Source organism: Rahnella woolbedingensis, from assembly GCF_003602095.1.
Lineage (GTDB): Bacteria > Pseudomonadota > Gammaproteobacteria > Enterobacterales > Enterobacteriaceae > Rahnella > Rahnella woolbedingensis.
This window is the reverse complement of record NZ_RAHH01000013.1, coordinates 57,913-76,153: the sequence shown is the minus strand read 5'-3', so window position 1 is coordinate 76,153 and position 18,241 is coordinate 57,913. Positions and strand designations below refer to the sequence as shown.

Here is an 18,241-nt window from a genome sequence, read left to right as displayed (position 1 = left end):
TGATCTCCTTATCCGTGGAAATTTTGTGTTATGACCCTTACAACGCCATCCGAAAACATTAAGCTCAGCGCGATCATCCCTATGTACAACGCAGGGGCGATGTTCCGGAATTTTATGGATTCACTCGTCGCACAAACGCTGGATAGCCTCGAAATTATCATCGTTAACGACGGGTCTACGGACGGGTCAGAGCAGGTTGCACAAGAGTACGCTGAGAAACACTCGCATATTCGTGTCATTACTCAGGAAAACGGCGGGGTTTCGCGTGCGCGTAATGCGGGTCTGGATATCGCCCGGGGCAAGTATGTGACCTTTCCGGATGCCGATGACATCCTCTATCCGGATATGTACAAGACGTTGATAGAAATGTGTGAGCAGGATGATCTGGACGCCGCTCAATGCAATGGCGAACGCTACTTTGTCGGCTCAGAAAAAGTAAAACCCCTCATCCCTGAGGACCGTTTAACTTCAACGTCCGTATTGGATGGGCCTCTGTGGCTGAAAACGGCGTTGGCGACGAACCGGTATTTGCATGTGGTCTGGCTTGGCGTTTATCGTCTTGAGCTGATTAAAAAACAGGGTCTGTATTTTGAACCTGATTTACATCATCAGGATATTCCCTGGACGACCGAATTCATGTTCAATGCCCGCCGCGTGAGATACACCCAAACTATCCTCTATCGCTATTACATTCACGGCCAGTCAATCAGTAATCAGAAACGCACCGGAATGAAAAATGTTGAATATCAGCGACATTATCTGAAAATCGCCAGAATGCTTGATGAGCTGAATGAGCGGTATAAAGACAAGATAAAAATTTATGCGGAGTTTCCACGGCAGGTCACACGTGAAGCGCTGACTGTCTGCCATTCTGTCCGTCGTGAGCCTGATCCCGCGGCGCAGAAAGCCATGATTGCAGACATTTACACCTCCGGCACGCGCAAAATAATGCTCCGCAATGCCCGCGGCCCTAAGCAATGGTGGCAATTGCTGTTGTGGTTAAAGCGCCTGCATAACTTGCGTAAAAAACTCGCCTGAGGCCTTTAAGAAAGAGATGATTTTTTTACCCAGACAATTCCTTTATAACTATTTACTAAACGAAGTTATTTACCTTTCTATATCAGGCAGATAAATAACTTCACAGCTTAGGATTCTTCACCTAAAATCTATTCACTATATTCTAATATCAGATAATAGAATGCCTAACTCAGAAGCCAAGTACGCAGCCTTTATCCCCAGACGAATTTTGCTGGTGAAACTCCGTCATCACGGAGATATGGTGCTCACAACACCAGTGATAAACAGACTGCGACAGCATTACCCTGATGCTGAAATCGATGTGCTTCTCTATAAAGAAACCCGCCCGATCCTAAGCGAACATCCGGCGCTTACACATATCCATGTCATTGACAGAACATGGAAAAAACAAGGTATCCGCTATCAGTTACAACAAGAATTCAAGCTGCTGAAAGCCGTTCGCGCACGGCATTATGATCTGGTGATCAATCTGGCTGATCAGTGGCGCAGTTCGCTGCTTTCGTTGTTTACCGGAGCAAAAGTCCGGCTGGGTTTTGACTATAAAAAACGTCGCTCTCCGGTCTGGAGGGTTGGACATACCGGTTTAGTGACCACCGAAAATCACGGTATTTTGCATACCGTTGAACAAAACATGTCGATTTTGTCTCCGCTGGGGATCTCTCTGGAGAATGCCCAAACGTCGATGCATTATTCAGAAAGTGATAAAGCTTTTTGCCAGCAACTGCTGCTCAAACATAAGGTGACCGGCGGATACATCGTGATCCAGCCCACTTCACGCTGGACGTTCAAATGCTGGGATGATGAGAAGTTCGCCAATGTCATTGATGGACTGGCAGATACAGGGCTGACGATCGTCATGACCGCCGGTCCCGATAAAAAAGAGCTGGATATGGTGCGGAAAATCCAGGATCTCACGCACAACCCTCAGGTTATTTCTGTTGCGGGGCAGTTATCACTTACGCAACTGGCCGCCATGATAGATGGCGCGAAGCTTTTTATTGGTGTCGACTCCGCGCCTATGCACATGGCGGCAGCCCTCAATACGCCTTGCGTAGCTTTATTTGGACCGACAAAAATGCAGCACTGGCGCCCGTGGGGCAATAACAATACGACCCTCTGGGCCGGCGATTACGCCCCGCTGCCCGCACCGGATTCTATCGACACAAAAACCCAGCAGCGTTATCTGCATGCCATTCCGGTCAGCGATGTGATTGATGCTGCAAGGAGTTATCTGCATGACTAATTCTGCAGATCAGGCAAAGAGTATTCGTTTAGCGATTGTCAGGCAGAAGTATCGCCCGGATGGCGGCGCGGAACGTTTTATCTCCCGCGCACTGGAAGCACTGGACGATCAGAATATCGACCTGAACATCATCACCCGCCAGTGGGAAGGCAAGCCAAATCCGAAATGGAAAATTCATCTTTGTAACCCGGCTAAATACGGTAGGGTTTCAAGGGAAAAAGGTTTTGCCGCAGCCGCTCAGCAATGCTGGAAGCAGGAACATTTCGATATAGTACAGAGTCATGAGCGCATCCCGGGCTGCGATATTTTCCGTGCTGGTGATGGCGCACACCGCGTCTGGCTGGAACAAAGGGCACGCGTCATTTCCCCTCTTCAGCGGTTCTTTACGCAAATCAGCCCTTATCACCGATATGTCCTGCAAGCCGAAGAAGCAATGTTCCATTCGCCGGCATTAAAAAAAATCATCTGTAATTCTGAGATGGTCAAACGCGACATCATGCGTTGTTACGGGGTTGATGAGAGCAGGTTCGAAGTTATTTATAATGCGATCGACTCGCAAAAGTTTATTCCGGCAACCGACGATCAACGTCATGCCTCGCGCGAATCGCTTTCTATCCCTGCAGACGCAGTTGCGCTCATCTATGTGGGTTCAGGTTTCGAACGTAAAGGACTCAAACCCGCGATAGAAGCCATTGCCACCAGTGACCGCTATCTCATCGTTGTCGGACAGGACAAAGATCAGAAGAAGTACGAATCATTAGCCAGACAGGCAGGCTGCTTTGAACGGATTCGTTTTGCCGGTGTACAAAACAATGTTCTGCCTTTCTATCACGCAGCTGATGGGATGATTTTACCGACGCTGTATGACCCGTTTCCTAACGTAATTCTTGAAGCAATGGCCTGTGGCCTGCCGGTTATTACCAGCCAGACCTGTGGCGGCGCGGAATTCATTCGGGAAGGATACGAAGGGTTTGTTTGTGATGCGCTGGACGTGGCAAGACTCAGTGAATACGTGCAGAAAATTCCTTCCCGGCTGGAAAATGCTGAGATGGGAATTGCAGCCAGAGAGCGTATTCTCCCTTACAGTCCGAAAAACCTTTCACAACAGCTGGTTGCGCTTTATCACTCGCTGCTGGCCTGATGCCATTCACGCTGACATGATGAGTCGATCACACTTATCTGGTAACATGTGCTCATCTATCCGCCGGGACTATTTTCGCTTCATGAAATTGACTTTCCCTAATGCAATGCCTGATAAAAGATGAATATTTTTTATAATATAATCATATATTTAATTCAGCCTCTCATCTGGGCTCGTTTACTCTTACGCAGCCGGAAGTCTCCTGCATACCGTAAACGCTGGGCTGAACGTTATGGCTTCTGCAAAGGGAAGGTTGTCTCCGGCGGCATCATGCTGCATTCCGTCTCCGTGGGCGAAACACTGGCAGCGATTCCTTTAGTCCGTGCTTTACGCCATCGCTATCCTTCCTTGCCGATTACCGTCACCACCATGACACCGACCGGGTCGGAGCGCGTTCAGTCTGCCTTCGGCAAAGGCGTGCACCATGTTTACCTGCCTTATGATCTGGCTGGATCGGTAAATCGTTTTCTTGATGAAGTGAATCCTAAGCTGGTGATCATCATGGAAACTGAGCTGTGGCCAAATCTCATCAGTGCCCTGCACCGTCGCCAAATCCCGCTGGTGATTGCCAATGCGCGCCTTTCAGCCCGCTCGGCGAAGGGATATCAGAAACTGGGCAAATTCATTCGTACTATTTTGCAACGCATCACACTGATTGCAGCGCAGAATCAGGAAGATGGTGACCGCTTCCTCTCTTTAGGGCTAAAACGCAATCAGCTCGCGGTGACCGGTAGCCTGAAATTCGATATCTCCGTGACGCCAGAACTCGCAGCAAAAGCCATTGCGCTGCGCAGTCAGTGGGCCTCACGCCGTCAGGTCTGGATAGCCACCAGTACGCATGAAGGTGAAGAAACTCTGCTGCTCGAAGCACACAAAGAGTTACTGAAAGCGCATCCGAACTTGCTGCTGATTCTGGTCCCCCGCCATCCGGAACGTTTCCCGGTTGCCTGTGAACTGACCCGTAAAGCAGGGCTTTCCTTCATTCAGCGCAGCTCCGGTGAAGTCCCTTCTTCGGCGACTCAGGTGGTGATTGGCGATACGATGGGCGAATTAATGTTGCTGTACGGAATTGCCGATCTGGCATTTGTCGGCGGCAGTCTGGTTGAGCGCGGTGGCCATAACCCGCTGGAAGCCGCAGCACACGCCATCCCGGTGCTGATGGGACCGCATACCATTAATTTCAAAGATATCTGCGCCAAACTGGCTCAGGACGATGGCCTGATCACCGTGACGGATACCGCATCGCTGGTGAAAGAAATTTCTACCCTGCTGACTGACGAAGACTATCGTTTGTATTATGGGCGTCATGCCGTTGAAGTTCTGCATCAAAATCAGGGGGCATTACAACGCCTGCTGCATTTACTGGAGCCTTATCTGCCTGTCCGGAGTCATTAATGGCTGATAAAAAACGTTTATCCGTTGTACTGATTGCGCGCGATGAAGCCGGTTTATTGCCGGAATGCCTGGAATCAGTCGCGTGGGCGGATGAAATCATTCTGCTCGATTCCGGCAGCAAAGATGCAACGCAGGACGTCGCCCGCAGTTTCGGCGCCAAAGTATTCCAAAACAGTGACTGGCCGGGGTTCGGCAAACAGCGCCAGCTGGCGCAAAGCCATGCCACTGGCGACTATATTTTGATGATCGATGCCGACGAACGTGTGACACCGGAATTACGCAAGTCGATTGAAAACGTTCTGAATACTCCTCAGGAAAATACCGTTTATAGCCTCGGGCGCAGTAACTTATTCCTCGGCAGATTCATGCGTCACAGCGGCTGGTACCCCGATCGCGTCAACCGTTTGTACCCTTCCACATTCAGTTACAACGACGATCTGGTTCATGAATCACTGAACACAGACAATGCAGTTGTCGTTGGGTTGCAGGGTTACCTCCAGCATCTTACCTGTCGCGACCTTTTCGCATTCCAGCGTAAACAACTCAGCTATGCCCAGGCCTGGGCGGAACAACGCCATCAGCAAGGGCGTAAGTGCAGTTTCTTCTCAATTATTTCGCATACGCTGGGGGCATTCACAAAAACCTGGATACTTCGCGCTGGCTTTCTGGATGGGAAGCAAGGGTTGATCCTGGCAGGCGTCAATGCACAATATACGTTCAATAAATATGCCGCCCTGTGGGCGCTCAGCCATCAACTGCAAAAGTGAGCCGTCATGAGCACTAAGGCAATTTATCCCGGTACGTTTGACCCGATGACCAACGGGCATCTCGATATCGTCACCCGTGCGGCGCTGATGTTCGACCATGTTATTCTTGCGATTGCGGCCAGCCCCAGCAAAAAACCGATGTTCTCGCTCGATGAACGCGTCGCGCTGGCGACACAAGTGACGTCGCATCTGGATAACGTTGAAGTGATTGGATTCAGCGATCTGATGGCGAATTTTGCCAAAGCTCAGGGCGCTAATGTGCTGGTTCGCGGATTACGTGCGGTGTCTGATTTTGAATATGAAATGCAGCTGGCGAACATGAACCGGCATTTGCTGCCTACGCTGGAAAGCGTGTTCATGATGCCATCAAAAGAGTGGTCGTTTATTTCTTCTTCGCTGGTCAAAGAAGTGGCGCGCCACGGTGGAGACATTACGCCGTTCCTGCCGCAAATCATTACTCAGGCACTGATGGCAAAAATCAGCGCCTGAATCACTGATCAGTGCTGACAGTTCGGGCAGAAAAACGTGGTGCGCTGGGCGTGTTTCTTACTCTCAATCGGCGTACCACAGGCCCGGCAAGGCTCGCCTGCCCTTCCGTACACCTGCAGTTCCTGGGCGAAATATCCCGGCTTCCCATCAGACTGTAAAAAGTCCTTCAGCGTTGTCCCGCCCTGTTCAATAGAACGCAACAATACCGCTTTGATGGTTCTGACCAGCAAAGCCGCTTCATCATGTTTGAGCGAATGCGCGGGTCTGTCAGGTGAAATACCGGCAACAAATAAGGATTCGCTGGCATAGATATTCCCCACGCCCACCACCAGTTTGTTATCCATCAGCCAGGGTTTGATCGGTGACTTCTTCGTGCGACATTTCTCAAACAGATAATCTGCCGTGAAATCTTCACTCAGCGGTTCGGGCCCCAGATGGGCCAGGACATTGCTGGCGGTCAGATCAGAAGACCATAACCAGGCACCAAAACGGCGCGGATCGGTATAGCGCAGTACATGTCCGGTCTCCATAACCAGATCGACGTGGTCATGTTTGCCGGGCTCCGTTTCTTCCGGTAATACCCGCAAACTCCCGGACATGCCCAGATGAATGATGATCCAACCGGTTTTCAGCTCAACCAGGAGATATTTTGCGCGGCGCTGAACACTCAGAACAGGCTGATCGCTTAACGCTAAGATCTCCGCCGAGACAGGCCAGCGCAAACGCGGATTGCGCACGACGGCATGGAGTATCGTGTGACCTTTCAGATAGGGTTCAATCCCTCTGCGGCTGGTTTCAACCTCAGGTAATTCCGGCATAATTTCTCCCTTAGCAGAATCAAGATCAGAGTGTGTCGCAGACACCGACCTCAGGCAATTAAAAGTCGCTCTGAATGGAGATCACAAAATTCAGGCAATAAAAAACCCGGCCGGAGCCGGGTTTTTAGCAATCCACTAAAATTATTTAATTTTAGCTTCTTTGTAGATCACGTGTTGACGGACAACTGGATCGAATTTCTTCAGTTCCAATTTTTCCGGCTTAGTACGCTTGTTCTTCGTAGTGGTATAGAAGTGACCAGTACCAGCAGAAGAAACCAGCTTGATCTTCTCGCGAACACCTTTAGCCATGATGCAGTTCCTTAATACTTCTCACCGCGGGTACGCAGATCGGCCAAGACCGTCTCAATACCCTTCTTATCGATAACACGCATACCTTTAGCAGATACACGCAGAGTTACAAAGCGCTTCTCAGCCTCAACCCAAAAACGGTGGGAGTGCAGGTTCGGCAGAAAACGGCGTTTGGTCGCGTTCATTGCGTGGGAACGGTTGTTACCGCTCACCGGGCGCTTGCCAGTAACTTGGCAGACTCGGGACATGTCTATTCTCCAAAAATCAAATCAGCTCGAGCTTCGTATAGGGTATGGCCGCCTCGTCAGGCTTTTAGAGCCCATCTCAGCAAACTCCACTGAGAACCGACTCACTGTCGTCGGGTAAAAACCAATTCATCAGGTCAGAAACCTGCTGAGATAGGCTCTTAACGCCAAACCCAAGATTCTCAAAGGTGGCGTAGTATACGCTCTGTAGCGTAAGTGCTCAAGTCCCGAACAGCTAAAGATCCCTAAGGATCTTCAAAAAACGAGCCTAAATCCAACCGCGCTCGGCAAAAGACACCGTTTCTCCGTGACCTACAACTAAATGATCGAGGACACGGATCTCAAGCAGCTGGCACGCTCGAATAATCTGTTCAGTCACTTTTCTGTCCATCAGGCTGGGCTCAGCCCGACCGGATGGGTGATTATGCGCCAGAATTAAAGCTGCCGCATTAACCTTCATCGCACCACGAACAATTTCGCGGGGATACACTTCTACGTGCCCAATAGTACCAGCAAACATCTCCTCATGGCGAATAACGCGATGCTGGTTGTCGAGAAAAAGTACCAAAAAGACCTCTCTTTCCCGAAAAACGAGCAAATTCTGTAAATATTCTCTGATAACCTCAGGGCTGAGCATCGCATTTTCGGCGCTAAGGTGACGTAAATAGGCACGGCGTGATAACTCAGACACGGCGACCAGCTGGGAAAATTTGGCGACGCCCATGCCTTTCATGCGAGCCATCGCGTCAAAATCTGCCGTCAGTAACTGATGCAAAGAACCGAACTCCTCCAGCAGGTTCTTTGCCAGTTCCATCACATGCATCCCCCGGCACCCTGTGCGCAGGTAGATCGCCAGCAATTCCTGATCTGAAAGCTCTTTCGCCCCCTGCTGCAATAATTTCTCCCGTGGTGGCATCATGCCCGGCCAGAGCTCTTGTCGTTTCGTCATCCTGACTCCCTAATTGACCCAGATTGTGTCACAACGCACAGCCGTCGTGATTTCCACCTGATCAGCTTGCGAGGCATTACGCAAAATTTTTATTGCTCCGGTAAAGGAGCATCGCCAATAGCTGTCATCATTGCGCGTTATGCTAAAATGTCGCTTCTTCCAGCTTTCAACCAATCGGACAATGATGATGACGGGACTTTCCGGCAAACATATTGTGCTCGGTATCAGCGGCGGTATCGCTGCCTATAAAGCACCAGAACTGGTACGTCGCTTACGTGAAAGAGGCGCTGAAATCCGCGTCGTCATGACAGAAGCGGCGAAATCTTTTGTAACTCCGCTGAGCCTTCAGGCTGTTTCTGGCTATCCGGTTTCTGACGATCTGCTTGACCCTGCAGCTGAAGCGGCAATGGGCCATATCGAGTTAGGCAAATGGGCAGATTTAGTGATTATCGCCCCCGCCACGGCGGATTTGCTGGCCCGTATGAATGCCGGCATGGCAAATGATCTGCTGACGACGGTGTGTCTGGCGACAGCGGCACCGGTCGCGGTACTCCCGGCGATGAACCAGCAAATGTATCGCGCGGCCGTTACGCAGGAAAACCTGCAAAGCCTGGCGGCGCGGGGCACATTGTTGTGGGGGCCGGACAGTGGTAGTCAGGCTTGTGGCGATGTCGGCCCGGGCCGCATGCTCGATCCGCTGGTGATTGTTGATATGGCGAACGCACATTTCTCTTCGCGCAACGATCTGGCCCATCTGAACATTATGGTGACCGCTGGCCCGACCCGTGAACCCCTGGATCCGGTCCGTTTCATCAGTAATCACAGCTCAGGAAAAATGGGTTTTGCGATTGCCAAAGCAGCGGCAGAACGTGGTGCTCAGGTTACGCTGGTCGCCGGACCGGTGACGCAGCCGACACCTTTGAATGTCCGTCGTGTTGATGTGGAAAGCGCGCTGGAAATGCAGCAAGCGGTGCAGCTTTGTGCAGCATCTCAGCATATTTTCATTTCCTGCGCTGCCGTAGCGGATTACCGCGCAGAAGCTATCGCCGATGAGAAAATCAAAAAGCAAGGCGATGAAATTACTGTAAAAATGGTGAAAAACCCCGACATCGTCGCGGGCGTTGCGGCCATGACAGAAAACCGGCCTTACGTCGTGGGATTTGCCGCTGAAACCCAGAATGTGGAAGAATACGCGCGGCAAAAAAGGATCCGTAAGAATCTGGATCTGATCTGCGCCAATGATGTTTCACTTGCCGGGCAAGGTTTCAACAGCGATTCCAATGCCCTGCATCTTTTTTGGCAAGACGGGGATAAAATCTTACCGCTCAGCGATAAGTCCTTGCTCGGTCAACGTTTATTAGAAGAGATTGTCAGCCGTTATGATGAAAAAAATCGACATTAAAATTCTCGACCCGCGCATCGGTTCGACTTTCCCTTTACCGGCTTACGCGACACCAGGGTCCGCAGGTCTGGATTTACGCGCCTGTCTGGACACGTCAGTAGAACTGAAACCGGGTGAAACTACGCTGCTGCCAACCGGTCTGGCTATCCATATTGGTGATGCTAATCTGGCGGCGGTGATTTTGCCGCGCTCAGGTCTGGGCCATAAACACGGCGTCGTGCTGGGCAATCTGGTCGGTCTTATCGACTCTGATTATCAGGGCCAGCTGATGGTGTCTGTGTGGAACCGCGGTCAGACCACATTTATTATTGAACCCGGTGAACGCATTGCTCAGATGGTATTTGTCCCTGTAGTTCAGGCAGAATTCAATCTGGTGGAAGATTTTGACGCCAGTGAACGCGGCGAAGGTGGTTTTGGCCACTCAGGTCGCCAATAAGAACCTGTTCAGCACCGCAGATTTTGATGCGATATTGAACAGATCCTTATCACTATCAGACCGTAACAACGAGAAGGGAACGAAATAAGCCGCAGGATCACAGTGATTCATGCGGCAGTTGTGCGGTTTCTCCATGGTTTTAGCCGTTTTTTAGCAAGGGTCTATTCAGACATGGCAGAGAAAGAAACGACAAAAAGGAACAGGCGCGAAGAGATTTTGCAGGCGTTAGCGCAAATGCTTCAGTCCAGCGATGGCAGTCAGCGGATCACGACTGCAAAACTCGCCGCCAGCGTAGGTGTTTCAGAAGCAGCTCTTTACCGTCATTTCCCCAGTAAAACGCGGATGTTTGACAGCTTAATCGAGTTTATCGAAGACAGTCTGATCACCCGTATCAATCTCATCCTGCAGGATGAAAAAGATACGCTAAACAGAATACGTCTGATTTTGCTGCTGATTTTGGGTTTTGCCGAACGCAATCCGGGGCTGACCCGCATCATGACCGGTCATGCGCTGATGTTTGAACAAGATCGCCTGCAAGGTCGCATCAGCCAGCTATTTGAGCGGATTGAAGCTCAACTGCGTCAGGTTTTGCGGGAAAAGAAAATGCGTGAAGGCAGCGGGTTTATCAGTGATGAAACCCTGCTCGCCAGCCAGTTACTGGCGTTTTGCGAAGGAATGCTGTCGCGCTTTGTACGCTCTGAATTTAAGTACAAACCGACTCAGGACTTCGATACCCGCTGGCCGCTTATCTCTGCTCAGTTGCAGTAAACGCGCGAAGCGGGGTCAAACGTCAGATATCAAAAAGGGCCGAAAGGCCCTTTTGTTTTCCCGCTACGGCTGAATCATTTTTTCATTTTCATCCAACATCGCAGTCAGTAGCGCAGCACCGTCTTCCCCGACCCTGAATGCACCATAACGCGCGCCGGCGAACCGCTTTGTGTCATGACATTCCGGCCTGTTGAAGTTTTATCCGATATTAAACGCCATACTCCTGCCGGTAAGTCCGCACAGCAGCCAGATGGTCAGCCATTTCCGCTTTTTCTTCCAGATACTCAATCAGGTCGGCCAGCGTAATAATAGAAATCACTTTGCAATGATAGTCGCGTTCAACTTCCTGAATTGCAGAGATGTCTGCACGTCCGCGTTCCTGACGATCCAGAGAAATTAGCACGCCTGCCAGTGTGGCTTTATTAGCGTTGATGATTTCCATCGATTCACGGATGGCGGTACCGGCGGTTATCACATCATCCACCAGCATGACGCGCCCCTGCAACGGACTACCGACCAGTAAGCCACCTTCGCCGTGGTCTTTGGCCTCTTTGCGGTTAAAGCAGTATGGCACATCGCGATCATGGTGCTCCGCCAGCGCAACCGCAGTGGTCGTCGCGATCGGAATACCTTTATAAGCCGGACCAAATACTAAATCGAAATCAATTTTGGAATCCATCAACGCTTCGGCATAAAAACGTCCCAGTAACGCCAGATCACGGCCAGTATTAAACAAACCGGCATTGAAGAAGTAAGGACTGATGCGCCCGGACTTCAGAGTAAATTCGCCGAATTTCAAAACCTGTTTGTTCAGTGCGAACTCAATAAACTGGCGCTGATAGGCTTTCATTGATGATCTCCTCGATAATGTCTTATTGCTCATTGTCAGCCCGCAGGCCATAAAAAAGGCGACTTCTCAGTCGCCTTAAAAAATTATTCCGCCAGCGCCGCTTTCTGCGCCTGGAAGATAGTGTCGATGCCCCCTCGGGCGAGAGCCAGTAAACCGAGCAACTCCTCATGACTGAACGGCTCGCCTTCTGCGGTGCCCTGCACCTCAATCATGCGGCCATCTTCCATCATCACGACGTTCATATCCGTTTCCGCTGCGGAGTCTTCAACATACTCAAGGTCGCACAGCGCTTCGCCTTTAACGATACCGACAGAAACCGCGGCAACCATGCCTTTCATCGGGTTAGCTTTCAGTTTGCCCGCAGCCACCAGCGCATTCAGCGCATCGGCGAGAGCGACACAAGCACCGGAAATGGACGCTGTACGCGTGCCACCGTCAGCCTGCAACACATCGCAGTCGAGGGTAATGGTGAACTCACCGAGTTTTTTCAGATCCACCGCAGCACGCAGGGAACGGGCAATCAGACGCTGAATTTCCAGCGTGCGGCCACCTTGCTTACCTTTTGCGGCTTCGCGTGCATTACGCGTATGGGTAGAACGCGGCAACATGCCGTACTCCGCGGTGATCCAACCTTGTCCCTGACCTTTCAGAAAACGCGGAACACCTTCCTCCACCGTGGCGGTACACAGCACTTTGGTATCACCAAACTCCACCAGCACGGAACCTTCAGCGTGTTTAGTGTAATGGCGGGTCAGTGTTACGGGGCGCACTTGTTGTGCATTTCGGCCTGCTGGACGCATGGATAGTTCTCCGGGTCGCGAATCATGTTTGGCTGCGCATTATACGGACTTCGCGAGGTAATGCCTATCATGACCGGCACGGCACGGCTATAATCGCTGCATCTTTACATTAACAGGTACGCATACATGATCAGAAGTATGACCGCTTATGCCCGACGCGAAATTAAGGGTGACTGGGGCAGCGCAGCGTGGGAACTCCGCTCGGTAAACCAACGTTATCTCGAAACTTACATCCGTCTGCCCGAGCAATTCCGCAGCCTGGAGCCGGTTGTCCGCGAGCGCATTCGCGCCCGTCTGACCCGCGGTAAAGTCGAATGTAATTTGCGTTTTGATCTCGATCCGGGCGCACAAAGCACATTGCAGCTCAACGAAAAACTGGCCAAGCAGCTGGTTGAAGCAGCGCAATGGGTGAAAATGCAAAGTGATGAAGGCGAAATCAACCCGCTGGAAGTTCTGCGCTGGCCGGGCGTGATGCTGGCCGAAGAACAGGACCTGGATGCTATCAGCACCGAATTGCTGCAGGCGCTGGAAACTGCCCTGGATGATTTCATCAGCGCCCGCGAAAGCGAAGGTGCCGCACTGAAAACGATGATCGAACAACGCCTCGATGGTGTCAGCGCTGAAGTCCTCAAAGTCCGCGCCCAGATGCCAAACATTCTGCAATGGCAGCGCGAGCGTCTGGTCAGCAAGCTGGAAGATGCGCAGGTACAGCTGGAAAATACCCGTCTGGAGCAGGAACTGGTTCTGATGGCACAACGTGTTGATGTTGCAGAAGAGCTGGACCGCCTGGAAGCGCACGTCAAAGAAACGCACAAAATCATGAAGAAAGAAGAAGCCGTGGGCCGACGTCTTGATTTCATGATGCAGGAATTTAACCGCGAGTCGAACACACTGGCGTCTAAATCCATCAATGCCGATGTCACAACTTCCGCCATCGAGCTGAAGGTGTTGATCGAGCAAATGCGCGAGCAGATCCAAAATATTGAATAATGTCCATCCTGTGCCACTAACTACCACAACGCCCTGTTTTTAGGGCGTTTTTGTTGATATCAACATCTACTCTGCCCTACCAAAATCCACCGAAATCCACTACTAAATGGGTAGTAAATTGGGTAGCACCTTCGCTTTACAAACCAAAATGTTCGTTTTATAACCTATGTACTACCCACTTTTTCGCACTGGCCACGATTCACGAGCCTCGGCGGGATACTTTAGAGAGGCAGGGCATGGGAAATCTGACCGTTAAAACCATACAGTCCATCCTGAAAGCAGACCGCCCCGGACGATACAGCGACAGTCAGGGGTTGTACATGATGGTGCCGCAGCGCGGCGCACCTTATTGGATGCTGCGCTATACCCTGAACGCCAAACGCCGTTCGCTCACGCTAGGCAAACTGTCCGACCTGTCGCTGGCGGAAGCCCGCTCTCAGGCCGAAGACGCCCGCAGGAAGGTCAGGAAAGGCGACGATCCCATCGTCGAACGTAAATATAATCGGCCCGCCAGAATTCACACCGTCGATGACCTATTTAACGACTGGAATCAGGATTTGGTGCGGCGCCTTAAACACCCGCATATCCCACAGAGGATCTTCGCCAGAGAGATCGCGCCATACATTGGCGAGCTGACGTTAGGCAAGGTCACGCCGCTGGACATACGCGCCATCATCCAGCAAATCGCCGCTAGCGACAGGCCCAGCACCGCCAACGATGCACTGATGTACCTGAAACAATTATTTAATCACAGCATTAAACTTGGGCTTCTTGTTCATAACCCGGCGGCGGCGTTCAAGGTGGACGATGCAGGAGGCATTGAAAAAAGCCGCGACCGGGCGTTGAATCTGGAAGAGTTGGCGCAGGTTTTTCAGATATTCCGCAGCCAGAGCGACAGCTTCACTCGCGATAACTATCTGGCTTGCGCATTACTGATCGTGCTTGGCGTACGCAAAATCGAACTGACCGAAGCCCAATGGAATGAATTTTCCCTTGAAGACGCAACGTGGGAATTGCCTGCGGCGAGGAGCAAATCGGGCGTCGCTATCGTCATTCCCCTGCCCTCTCTGGCGCTGGAATGGCTGCGGGAATTGAAAATACGCGCCTGTGGTTCAGAGTATGTGTTCCCAAACCGCCGGGTCAGCGGTTCGCCACATATGGGAAGCGATACCCTAAACCGGGCGATCGCCAAACTTTTCGGCCGTGAACCGGGAAGAAAAACTCAGCCGCCCAACCGCATGGGTGAACTTGAGCCGTTCACAGTACACGACTTGCGCCGCACCTGCCGCAGCCTGCTGGCCGCATTAGGCGTTCCGGGCTATGTCGCCGAAAGGTGCCTTAATCATAAGCTAAAAGGTGTTGAAGGCATTTACGATCGGTATGATTACTTTGAGGAACGGCGGGAAGCACATTGTAAACTTGCAGACCTCGTTAAGCCGATTATTGATAATTATTAATTTTCTCTAATTCGGAGTTGTAAACGGGAACTCGCCAAAAATACCGGTAAGTATTCAATCAGTTATTGTCAGAATAGGAGGTAAGGGGGGATGATAGTTAAAAAATCACAGGCCGGAAATTTCGGTGGTTCCGGCGTAGGGGCCTAATTTAAGGAGGTAGCAACCCGTGGAATGGTTAGCAGAGTTATTATCACTTATCACTAAGAATCCGTGGGCTGCGGGGATACTCGGCACACTTATTACGGCGCTGTCAGGTATGCTTTCCTATCATCTGAAAGAGCGTGGATGCAGACGGATGAAACGCTATGAACTAACACTAGAACATTACAACGACTACAGTTGTCAGATGTTCACGGCGATGAATGCATTATGTGCTGACAAAGGATTTGAAAAACACCAGACACGGAGCATTGAACCGGGCCAGCCCGAACTGGTGCTGGAAGAGTTTACTCATGACACACTCAATGATCTTCTTTGTGCTTCGGGGCGGGCAACGCTGGTTGCCGATCCTTTGGCGCGTGAACGGATTGCCGCCTGTACGAACTGCATCATCCATAAAGTTAATGGAAAGCAACAATCGTCTGACGATTGTCATGGCAAAATACTTGAAGCGCTCAGAGCAATGAACCAGCATCTGAGGCGTTTTGAATACTGGTGGTTGCTCAGGTGGGGATTCACTGCCATAGCATGGTTTGAAGCACGGAGCGTGAAGAAAATATGCATGAATTGATAAAGCCGTTTCTCAGCTAATTACCGATGCCACAAAATTTTGGCGGGTTCCGGCTATACTAACGACAAGATAGCTACGACTATCGTAGTTATGAGTATTCATCGACCACACCGCGATATTTTTAGTCAACGTCTTAAGGATGCCCGATTGCTTCGGGGGCAGTCCCAGAAAGGATTGGGTATCACAGCTGGAATTGGTGAGTTTGTTGCCAGTGCTCGTATCAATCAGTATGAAAAAGGTGTACATGAAGCCAGCATCGTAACGGCAAACCGATTAGCGGAAGCGTTAAATGTCCCGCTGGCGTACTTCTATGCGGAAGATGACAATCTGGCGAAGATGATCCTGAAATTTTCCAACCTATCCTCAGCACAACAATTAGCACTGCTTGCCTCGTTCGAAGACAAATAACGCGGGTAAGTTACTTAAGCCGGTCCCCTCTGATTTTTACTTTACGATCAATTAATTTACCTGCCTCGTTATAGTAGCGACTCGGCCAGATCCTGGCGGGATGGATGCCCAAAGCCCCGGCAATTAACCATTCGCCTTTGGGCCAGGGACGCACCAGTACATTCGCCAGTGTCGATGAACTCAGGCCAACAGAGCGGGAAAGTGCAGCCATTGTTGTGCTTTTTTTGCGTAAAGCAGCGATGATATCTGCCTGATGCCAATCATTTTTCATGTAATTCCTGACGTTTCGTCATAAAAGTAACGTGTATAACTTAATACTACGTTATTCGTAGTATCTCACTCAAGCGAAAACTACGACTATCGTAGTTATGAAAACTAAACCTAATTATCATGACATTTTCTGTCAACGGCTTAAGCAAGTGCGTCTGGCTAAAGGGTTATCGCAAAAACAGCTCGGCATTAATGCCGGGATTGATGAGTTTGTTGCCAGCCCCCGTATTAATCGTTACGAAAGAGGCGTTCATGAGGCTAACACTGAAACCATTCAACTATTAGCCAATGTGCTGGAAGTACCATTAGCCTATTTTTATGCCGCTGATGATGAACTGGCCGAGCTGATACTGACATTTCAGGCTTTGCCGCCAGAGGAAAAAACGGAAATTCTTACACTGGTAAAAAGCCGCACTAAACAGCCTCGATAAGAAATGTTTCCCCCATTTTCCGTCTACCTGCAACGCCACACTTTGTCCCCCACCAAAAAGAGACTTACCCCTGCTCAGACCAGGCATTATGCGACTTTCGACTATTTACCCCACATCGTTGTCATATACAGGTGAGAAGTGGGGGGGGATCCGGTTTTTTAGGGCCGGATCCCCCCACCAGTACCACATAACTCAACTTATTCCCCCGGATGCCCGGCAAGGTGGATCATCTCGCCCTCCTGTACAATCAAACCGTCCTTTTCCAGCTTCTGTAGCCAACGGGTAAATTTTTTATCCACATTCAACCCTCTGGCTCGCAAGTCGTCACGTAACTGAGCACGAGTACAGATTTCTCGTGTCTTAAGAGACTGCCATAGGGCGATGTGATTAGCAGTCAGATGCGAAATACCGGCCAGTTCCGGATAAACATCAGTTCCATCCTGAACCTCCCTCGGCTGGTCGTTTAGCACCAGTGAATCAACGGGTTCACCATCTTCATCGATATAGACCGTGGCTGGCGTCAGGTCGTAAGCCGCTGGAACAGGTGATTCAGCATCTTTCATTTTGGTACAGCTCAATACCAGCGCATTGCCATTGCTTTCCCGCCGGACATTAAACTCAGCATCCAGTGCGGCCTGAAACGCGCTGGAGCCGCGAGCACCGCGCTCCCGATCTTTGCCGGAATGATGGACTATCAACACTGATGCCTGCGTAGCGGCCTTAATGGTGTCGCAACCCTGAATAAATGCGCCCATATCCTTAGCCGTGTTTTCATCAGATCCACCAAAGCAACGAGCCAGCGTATCGAGGATAATCAACCGAACCGGCATACTGGTTTCTCGCTCAACGTCATTCGCCGCCCGTATTACCTGCTGAACGCTCTTCAGACTGGCCGGGAATACTGGACAGTCAATCCGGAACAGTTTATCGACTGGGTTGCAGCCATTCAGCGTCAACTCCCACGCCCGGATCCGACGCGGTACACCGATACCACCTTCACCCACCACGTAAATCACCGCCCCCTGATTAACCAGCCGGTTGGCCCACGGCTTGCCGGTCGCAATATGACAGGCCCAGGACACGGCCAGAAACGATTTATACGACCCGCTGGGCCCGTAAATGCTACACAGCGAATGACCTGCAAGGTATCCCTTGATCAGATAATCCTGCCGGGTATCGTAGCCCTCAGAGCCCCGGCGTAGCGGTAGCGCGGTAGCAAAACCGTGTTCAGGATTAACGGGAGTCATAACGGATTGCTCCGGGGAAGAAAGCTGACAGTGAAAAGTTCGGCAGGCGACATCATGG

Annotated in this window: 22 protein-coding genes; 14 read left to right on the top strand and 8 right to left on the bottom strand. The window is 50.9% G+C overall.

Annotation, left to right across the window (positions count from 1 at the left end; translation table 11 throughout):
* Window positions 1-30: 30 nt before the first annotated feature.
* From D6C13_RS12720 to coaD, 6 genes are all read left to right on the top strand, one after another.
* Entirely contained in the window at window positions 31-1,038 is a 1,008-nt protein-coding gene (locus D6C13_RS12720; RefSeq protein ID WP_120133108.1) for a glycosyltransferase, read from the top strand.
* Window positions 1,039-1,198: 160 nt separating this feature from the next.
* Window positions 1,199-2,281: a putative lipopolysaccharide heptosyltransferase III gene (gene rfaQ / locus D6C13_RS12715; protein WP_120133107.1), complete on the top strand. Its 1,083-nt coding sequence runs from the start codon at window positions 1,199-1,201 to the stop codon at window positions 2,279-2,281.
* The gene (locus D6C13_RS12710) at window positions 2,274-3,422 is read left to right on the top strand and encodes a glycosyltransferase family 4 protein (RefSeq protein ID WP_120133106.1); all 1,149 of its coding nucleotides are present in this window, start codon (window positions 2,274-2,276) and stop codon (window positions 3,420-3,422) included. The genes rfaQ and D6C13_RS12710 overlap by 8 nt, the downstream gene beginning before the upstream one ends.
* A 120-nt stretch (window positions 3,423-3,542) precedes the next feature.
* The gene (gene waaA, locus D6C13_RS12705) at window positions 3,543-4,817 is read left to right on the top strand and encodes a lipid IV(A) 3-deoxy-D-manno-octulosonic acid transferase (RefSeq protein WP_120133105.1); all 1,275 of its coding nucleotides are present in this window, start codon (window positions 3,543-3,545) and stop codon (window positions 4,815-4,817) included.
* Window positions 4,817-5,584, top strand: a complete 768-nt coding sequence (locus D6C13_RS12700; RefSeq protein WP_120133104.1) for a glycosyltransferase family 2 protein — start codon at window positions 4,817-4,819, stop codon at window positions 5,582-5,584. The genes waaA and D6C13_RS12700 overlap by 1 nt, the downstream gene beginning before the upstream one ends.
* A 6-nt stretch (window positions 5,585-5,590) precedes the next feature.
* On the top strand, window positions 5,591-6,073 hold the full coding sequence (coaD, locus tag D6C13_RS12695; RefSeq protein WP_120133103.1) for a pantetheine-phosphate adenylyltransferase: 483 nt from the start codon (window positions 5,591-5,593) through the stop codon (window positions 6,071-6,073).
* An 8-nt stretch (window positions 6,074-6,081) separates the two neighbouring features.
* Here coaD and mutM read toward each other — a convergent pair whose 3' ends face one another.
* The 4 genes from mutM to radC all read right to left on the bottom strand — a co-directional run bounded on the left by mutM (window position 6,082) and on the right by radC (window position 8,394).
* On the bottom strand, window positions 6,082-6,891 hold the full coding sequence (gene mutM / locus D6C13_RS12690) for a bifunctional DNA-formamidopyrimidine glycosylase/DNA-(apurinic or apyrimidinic site) lyase (RefSeq protein ID WP_120133102.1): 810 nt from the start codon (window positions 6,889-6,891) through the stop codon (window positions 6,082-6,084).
* Between the two features lie 141 nt (window positions 6,892-7,032).
* A complete protein-coding gene (gene rpmG / locus D6C13_RS12685; RefSeq protein ID WP_004392084.1) occupies window positions 7,033-7,200 on the bottom strand; it encodes a 50S ribosomal protein L33 in 168 nt (55 codons plus the stop codon).
* Window positions 7,201-7,211: 11 nt separating this feature from the next.
* Entirely contained in the window at window positions 7,212-7,448 is a 237-nt protein-coding gene (gene rpmB, locus D6C13_RS12680; protein ID WP_004953342.1) for a 50S ribosomal protein L28, read from the bottom strand.
* Window positions 7,449-7,713: 265 nt separating this feature from the next.
* A complete protein-coding gene (gene radC / locus D6C13_RS12675) occupies window positions 7,714-8,394 on the bottom strand; it encodes a RadC family protein (protein WP_120133101.1) in 681 nt (226 codons plus the stop codon).
* A 184-nt stretch (window positions 8,395-8,578) separates the two neighbouring features.
* On the opposite strand from radC, the gene coaBC reads away from it, so the two are divergent.
* The 3 genes from coaBC to slmA all read left to right on the top strand — a co-directional run bounded on the left by coaBC (window position 8,579) and on the right by slmA (window position 11,000).
* Window positions 8,579-9,796: a bifunctional phosphopantothenoylcysteine decarboxylase/phosphopantothenate--cysteine ligase CoaBC gene (coaBC, locus tag D6C13_RS12670; protein ID WP_167458025.1), complete on the top strand. Its 1,218-nt coding sequence runs from the start codon at window positions 8,579-8,581 to the stop codon at window positions 9,794-9,796.
* Window positions 9,774-10,232, top strand: coding sequence for a dUTP diphosphatase (gene dut / locus D6C13_RS12665; RefSeq protein ID WP_147408181.1), 459 nt, complete (start codon window positions 9,774-9,776; stop codon window positions 10,230-10,232). Before coaBC ends, dut begins: the two co-directional genes overlap by 23 nt.
* 171 nt (window positions 10,233-10,403) lie before the next feature.
* On the top strand, window positions 10,404-11,000 hold the full coding sequence (gene slmA, locus D6C13_RS12660; RefSeq protein WP_120133099.1) for a nucleoid occlusion factor SlmA: 597 nt from the start codon (window positions 10,404-10,406) through the stop codon (window positions 10,998-11,000).
* Window positions 11,001-11,208: 208 nt separating this feature from the next.
* Here the strand turns inward: slmA and pyrE are convergent, their stop codons facing one another.
* Together pyrE and rph are read right to left on the bottom strand one after the other, a co-directional pair.
* On the bottom strand, window positions 11,209-11,850 hold the full coding sequence (pyrE, locus tag D6C13_RS12655) for an orotate phosphoribosyltransferase (protein ID WP_120133098.1): 642 nt from the start codon (window positions 11,848-11,850) through the stop codon (window positions 11,209-11,211).
* 83 nt (window positions 11,851-11,933) lie between these two features.
* Entirely contained in the window at window positions 11,934-12,650 is a 717-nt protein-coding gene (gene rph / locus D6C13_RS12650) for a ribonuclease PH (protein WP_013577632.1), read from the bottom strand.
* Between the two features lie 126 nt (window positions 12,651-12,776).
* Between rph and D6C13_RS12645 the strand changes: the two genes are divergently transcribed.
* From D6C13_RS12645 to D6C13_RS12630, 4 genes are all read left to right on the top strand, one after another.
* A complete protein-coding gene (locus D6C13_RS12645; protein WP_120133097.1) occupies window positions 12,777-13,640 on the top strand; it encodes a YicC/YloC family endoribonuclease in 864 nt (287 codons plus the stop codon).
* A gap of 236 nt (window positions 13,641-13,876) precedes the next feature.
* The gene (locus D6C13_RS12640; protein ID WP_120133096.1) at window positions 13,877-15,097 is read left to right on the top strand and encodes a tyrosine-type recombinase/integrase; all 1,221 of its coding nucleotides are present in this window, start codon (window positions 13,877-13,879) and stop codon (window positions 15,095-15,097) included.
* Between the two features lie 166 nt (window positions 15,098-15,263).
* On the top strand, window positions 15,264-15,827 hold the full coding sequence (locus D6C13_RS12635; protein WP_120133095.1) for a hypothetical protein: 564 nt from the start codon (window positions 15,264-15,266) through the stop codon (window positions 15,825-15,827).
* Between the two features lie 90 nt (window positions 15,828-15,917).
* On the top strand, window positions 15,918-16,235 hold the full coding sequence (locus D6C13_RS12630; protein WP_120133094.1) for a helix-turn-helix domain-containing protein: 318 nt from the start codon (window positions 15,918-15,920) through the stop codon (window positions 16,233-16,235).
* A gap of 10 nt (window positions 16,236-16,245) precedes the next feature.
* Here the strand turns inward: D6C13_RS12630 and D6C13_RS12625 are convergent, their stop codons facing one another.
* Window positions 16,246-16,506, bottom strand: a complete 261-nt coding sequence (locus tag D6C13_RS12625) for a helix-turn-helix domain-containing protein (protein ID WP_120133093.1) — start codon at window positions 16,504-16,506, stop codon at window positions 16,246-16,248.
* 97 nt (window positions 16,507-16,603) lie between these two features.
* On the opposite strand from D6C13_RS12625, the gene D6C13_RS12620 reads away from it, so the two are divergent.
* Window positions 16,604-16,936: a helix-turn-helix domain-containing protein gene (locus D6C13_RS12620; RefSeq protein ID WP_120133092.1), complete on the top strand. Its 333-nt coding sequence runs from the start codon at window positions 16,604-16,606 to the stop codon at window positions 16,934-16,936.
* 197 nt (window positions 16,937-17,133) lie between these two features.
* Here D6C13_RS12620 and D6C13_RS25915 read toward each other — a convergent pair whose 3' ends face one another.
* The gene (locus D6C13_RS25915; RefSeq protein ID WP_244212686.1) at window positions 17,134-18,183 is read right to left on the bottom strand and encodes a helicase RepA family protein; all 1,050 of its coding nucleotides are present in this window, start codon (window positions 18,181-18,183) and stop codon (window positions 17,134-17,136) included.
* Between the last annotated feature and the right edge of the window lie 58 nt (window positions 18,184-18,241).

Coding starts and splice junctions, on each gene's coding strand:
- rpmG (WP_004392084.1), bottom strand. CDS start 7,200: ATGGCTAAAGGTGTTCGCGAGAAGATCAAGCTGGTTTCTTCTGCTGGT.
- slmA (WP_120133099.1), top strand. CDS start 10,404: ATGGCAGAGAAAGAAACGACAAAAAGGAACAGGCGCGAAGAGATTTTG.
- rfaQ (WP_120133107.1), top strand. CDS start 1,199: ATGCCTAACTCAGAAGCCAAGTACGCAGCCTTTATCCCCAGACGAATT.
- dut (WP_147408181.1), top strand. CDS start 9,774: ATGATGAAAAAAATCGACATTAAAATTCTCGACCCGCGCATCGGTTCG.
- mutM (WP_120133102.1), bottom strand. CDS start 6,891: ATGCCGGAATTACCTGAGGTTGAAACCAGCCGCAGAGGGATTGAACCC.
- D6C13_RS12710 (WP_120133106.1), top strand. CDS start 2,274: ATGACTAATTCTGCAGATCAGGCAAAGAGTATTCGTTTAGCGATTGTC.
- coaD (WP_120133103.1), top strand. CDS start 5,591: ATGAGCACTAAGGCAATTTATCCCGGTACGTTTGACCCGATGACCAAC.
- D6C13_RS12620 (WP_120133092.1), top strand. CDS start 16,604: ATGAAAACTAAACCTAATTATCATGACATTTTCTGTCAACGGCTTAAG.
- D6C13_RS12700 (WP_120133104.1), top strand. CDS start 4,817: ATGGCTGATAAAAAACGTTTATCCGTTGTACTGATTGCGCGCGATGAA.
- rpmB (WP_004953342.1), bottom strand. CDS start 7,448: ATGTCCCGAGTCTGCCAAGTTACTGGCAAGCGCCCGGTGAGCGGTAAC.
- pyrE (WP_120133098.1), bottom strand. CDS start 11,850: ATGAAAGCCTATCAGCGCCAGTTTATTGAGTTCGCACTGAACAAACAG.
- D6C13_RS12645 (WP_120133097.1), top strand. CDS start 12,777: ATGATCAGAAGTATGACCGCTTATGCCCGACGCGAAATTAAGGGTGAC.
- D6C13_RS12630 (WP_120133094.1), top strand. CDS start 15,918: ATGAGTATTCATCGACCACACCGCGATATTTTTAGTCAACGTCTTAAG.
- D6C13_RS25915 (WP_244212686.1), bottom strand. CDS start 18,183: ATGACTCCCGTTAATCCTGAACACGGTTTTGCTACCGCGCTACCGCTA.
- rph (WP_013577632.1), bottom strand. CDS start 12,650: ATGCGTCCAGCAGGCCGAAATGCACAACAAGTGCGCCCCGTAACACTG.
- D6C13_RS12625 (WP_120133093.1), bottom strand. CDS start 16,506: ATGAAAAATGATTGGCATCAGGCAGATATCATCGCTGCTTTACGCAAA.
- radC (WP_120133101.1), bottom strand. CDS start 8,394: ATGACGAAACGACAAGAGCTCTGGCCGGGCATGATGCCACCACGGGAG.
- D6C13_RS12640 (WP_120133096.1), top strand. CDS start 13,877: ATGGGAAATCTGACCGTTAAAACCATACAGTCCATCCTGAAAGCAGAC.
- coaBC (WP_167458025.1), top strand. CDS start 8,579: ATGATGACGGGACTTTCCGGCAAACATATTGTGCTCGGTATCAGCGGC.
- D6C13_RS12720 (WP_120133108.1), top strand. CDS start 31: ATGACCCTTACAACGCCATCCGAAAACATTAAGCTCAGCGCGATCATC.
- waaA (WP_120133105.1), top strand. CDS start 3,543: ATGAATATTTTTTATAATATAATCATATATTTAATTCAGCCTCTCATC.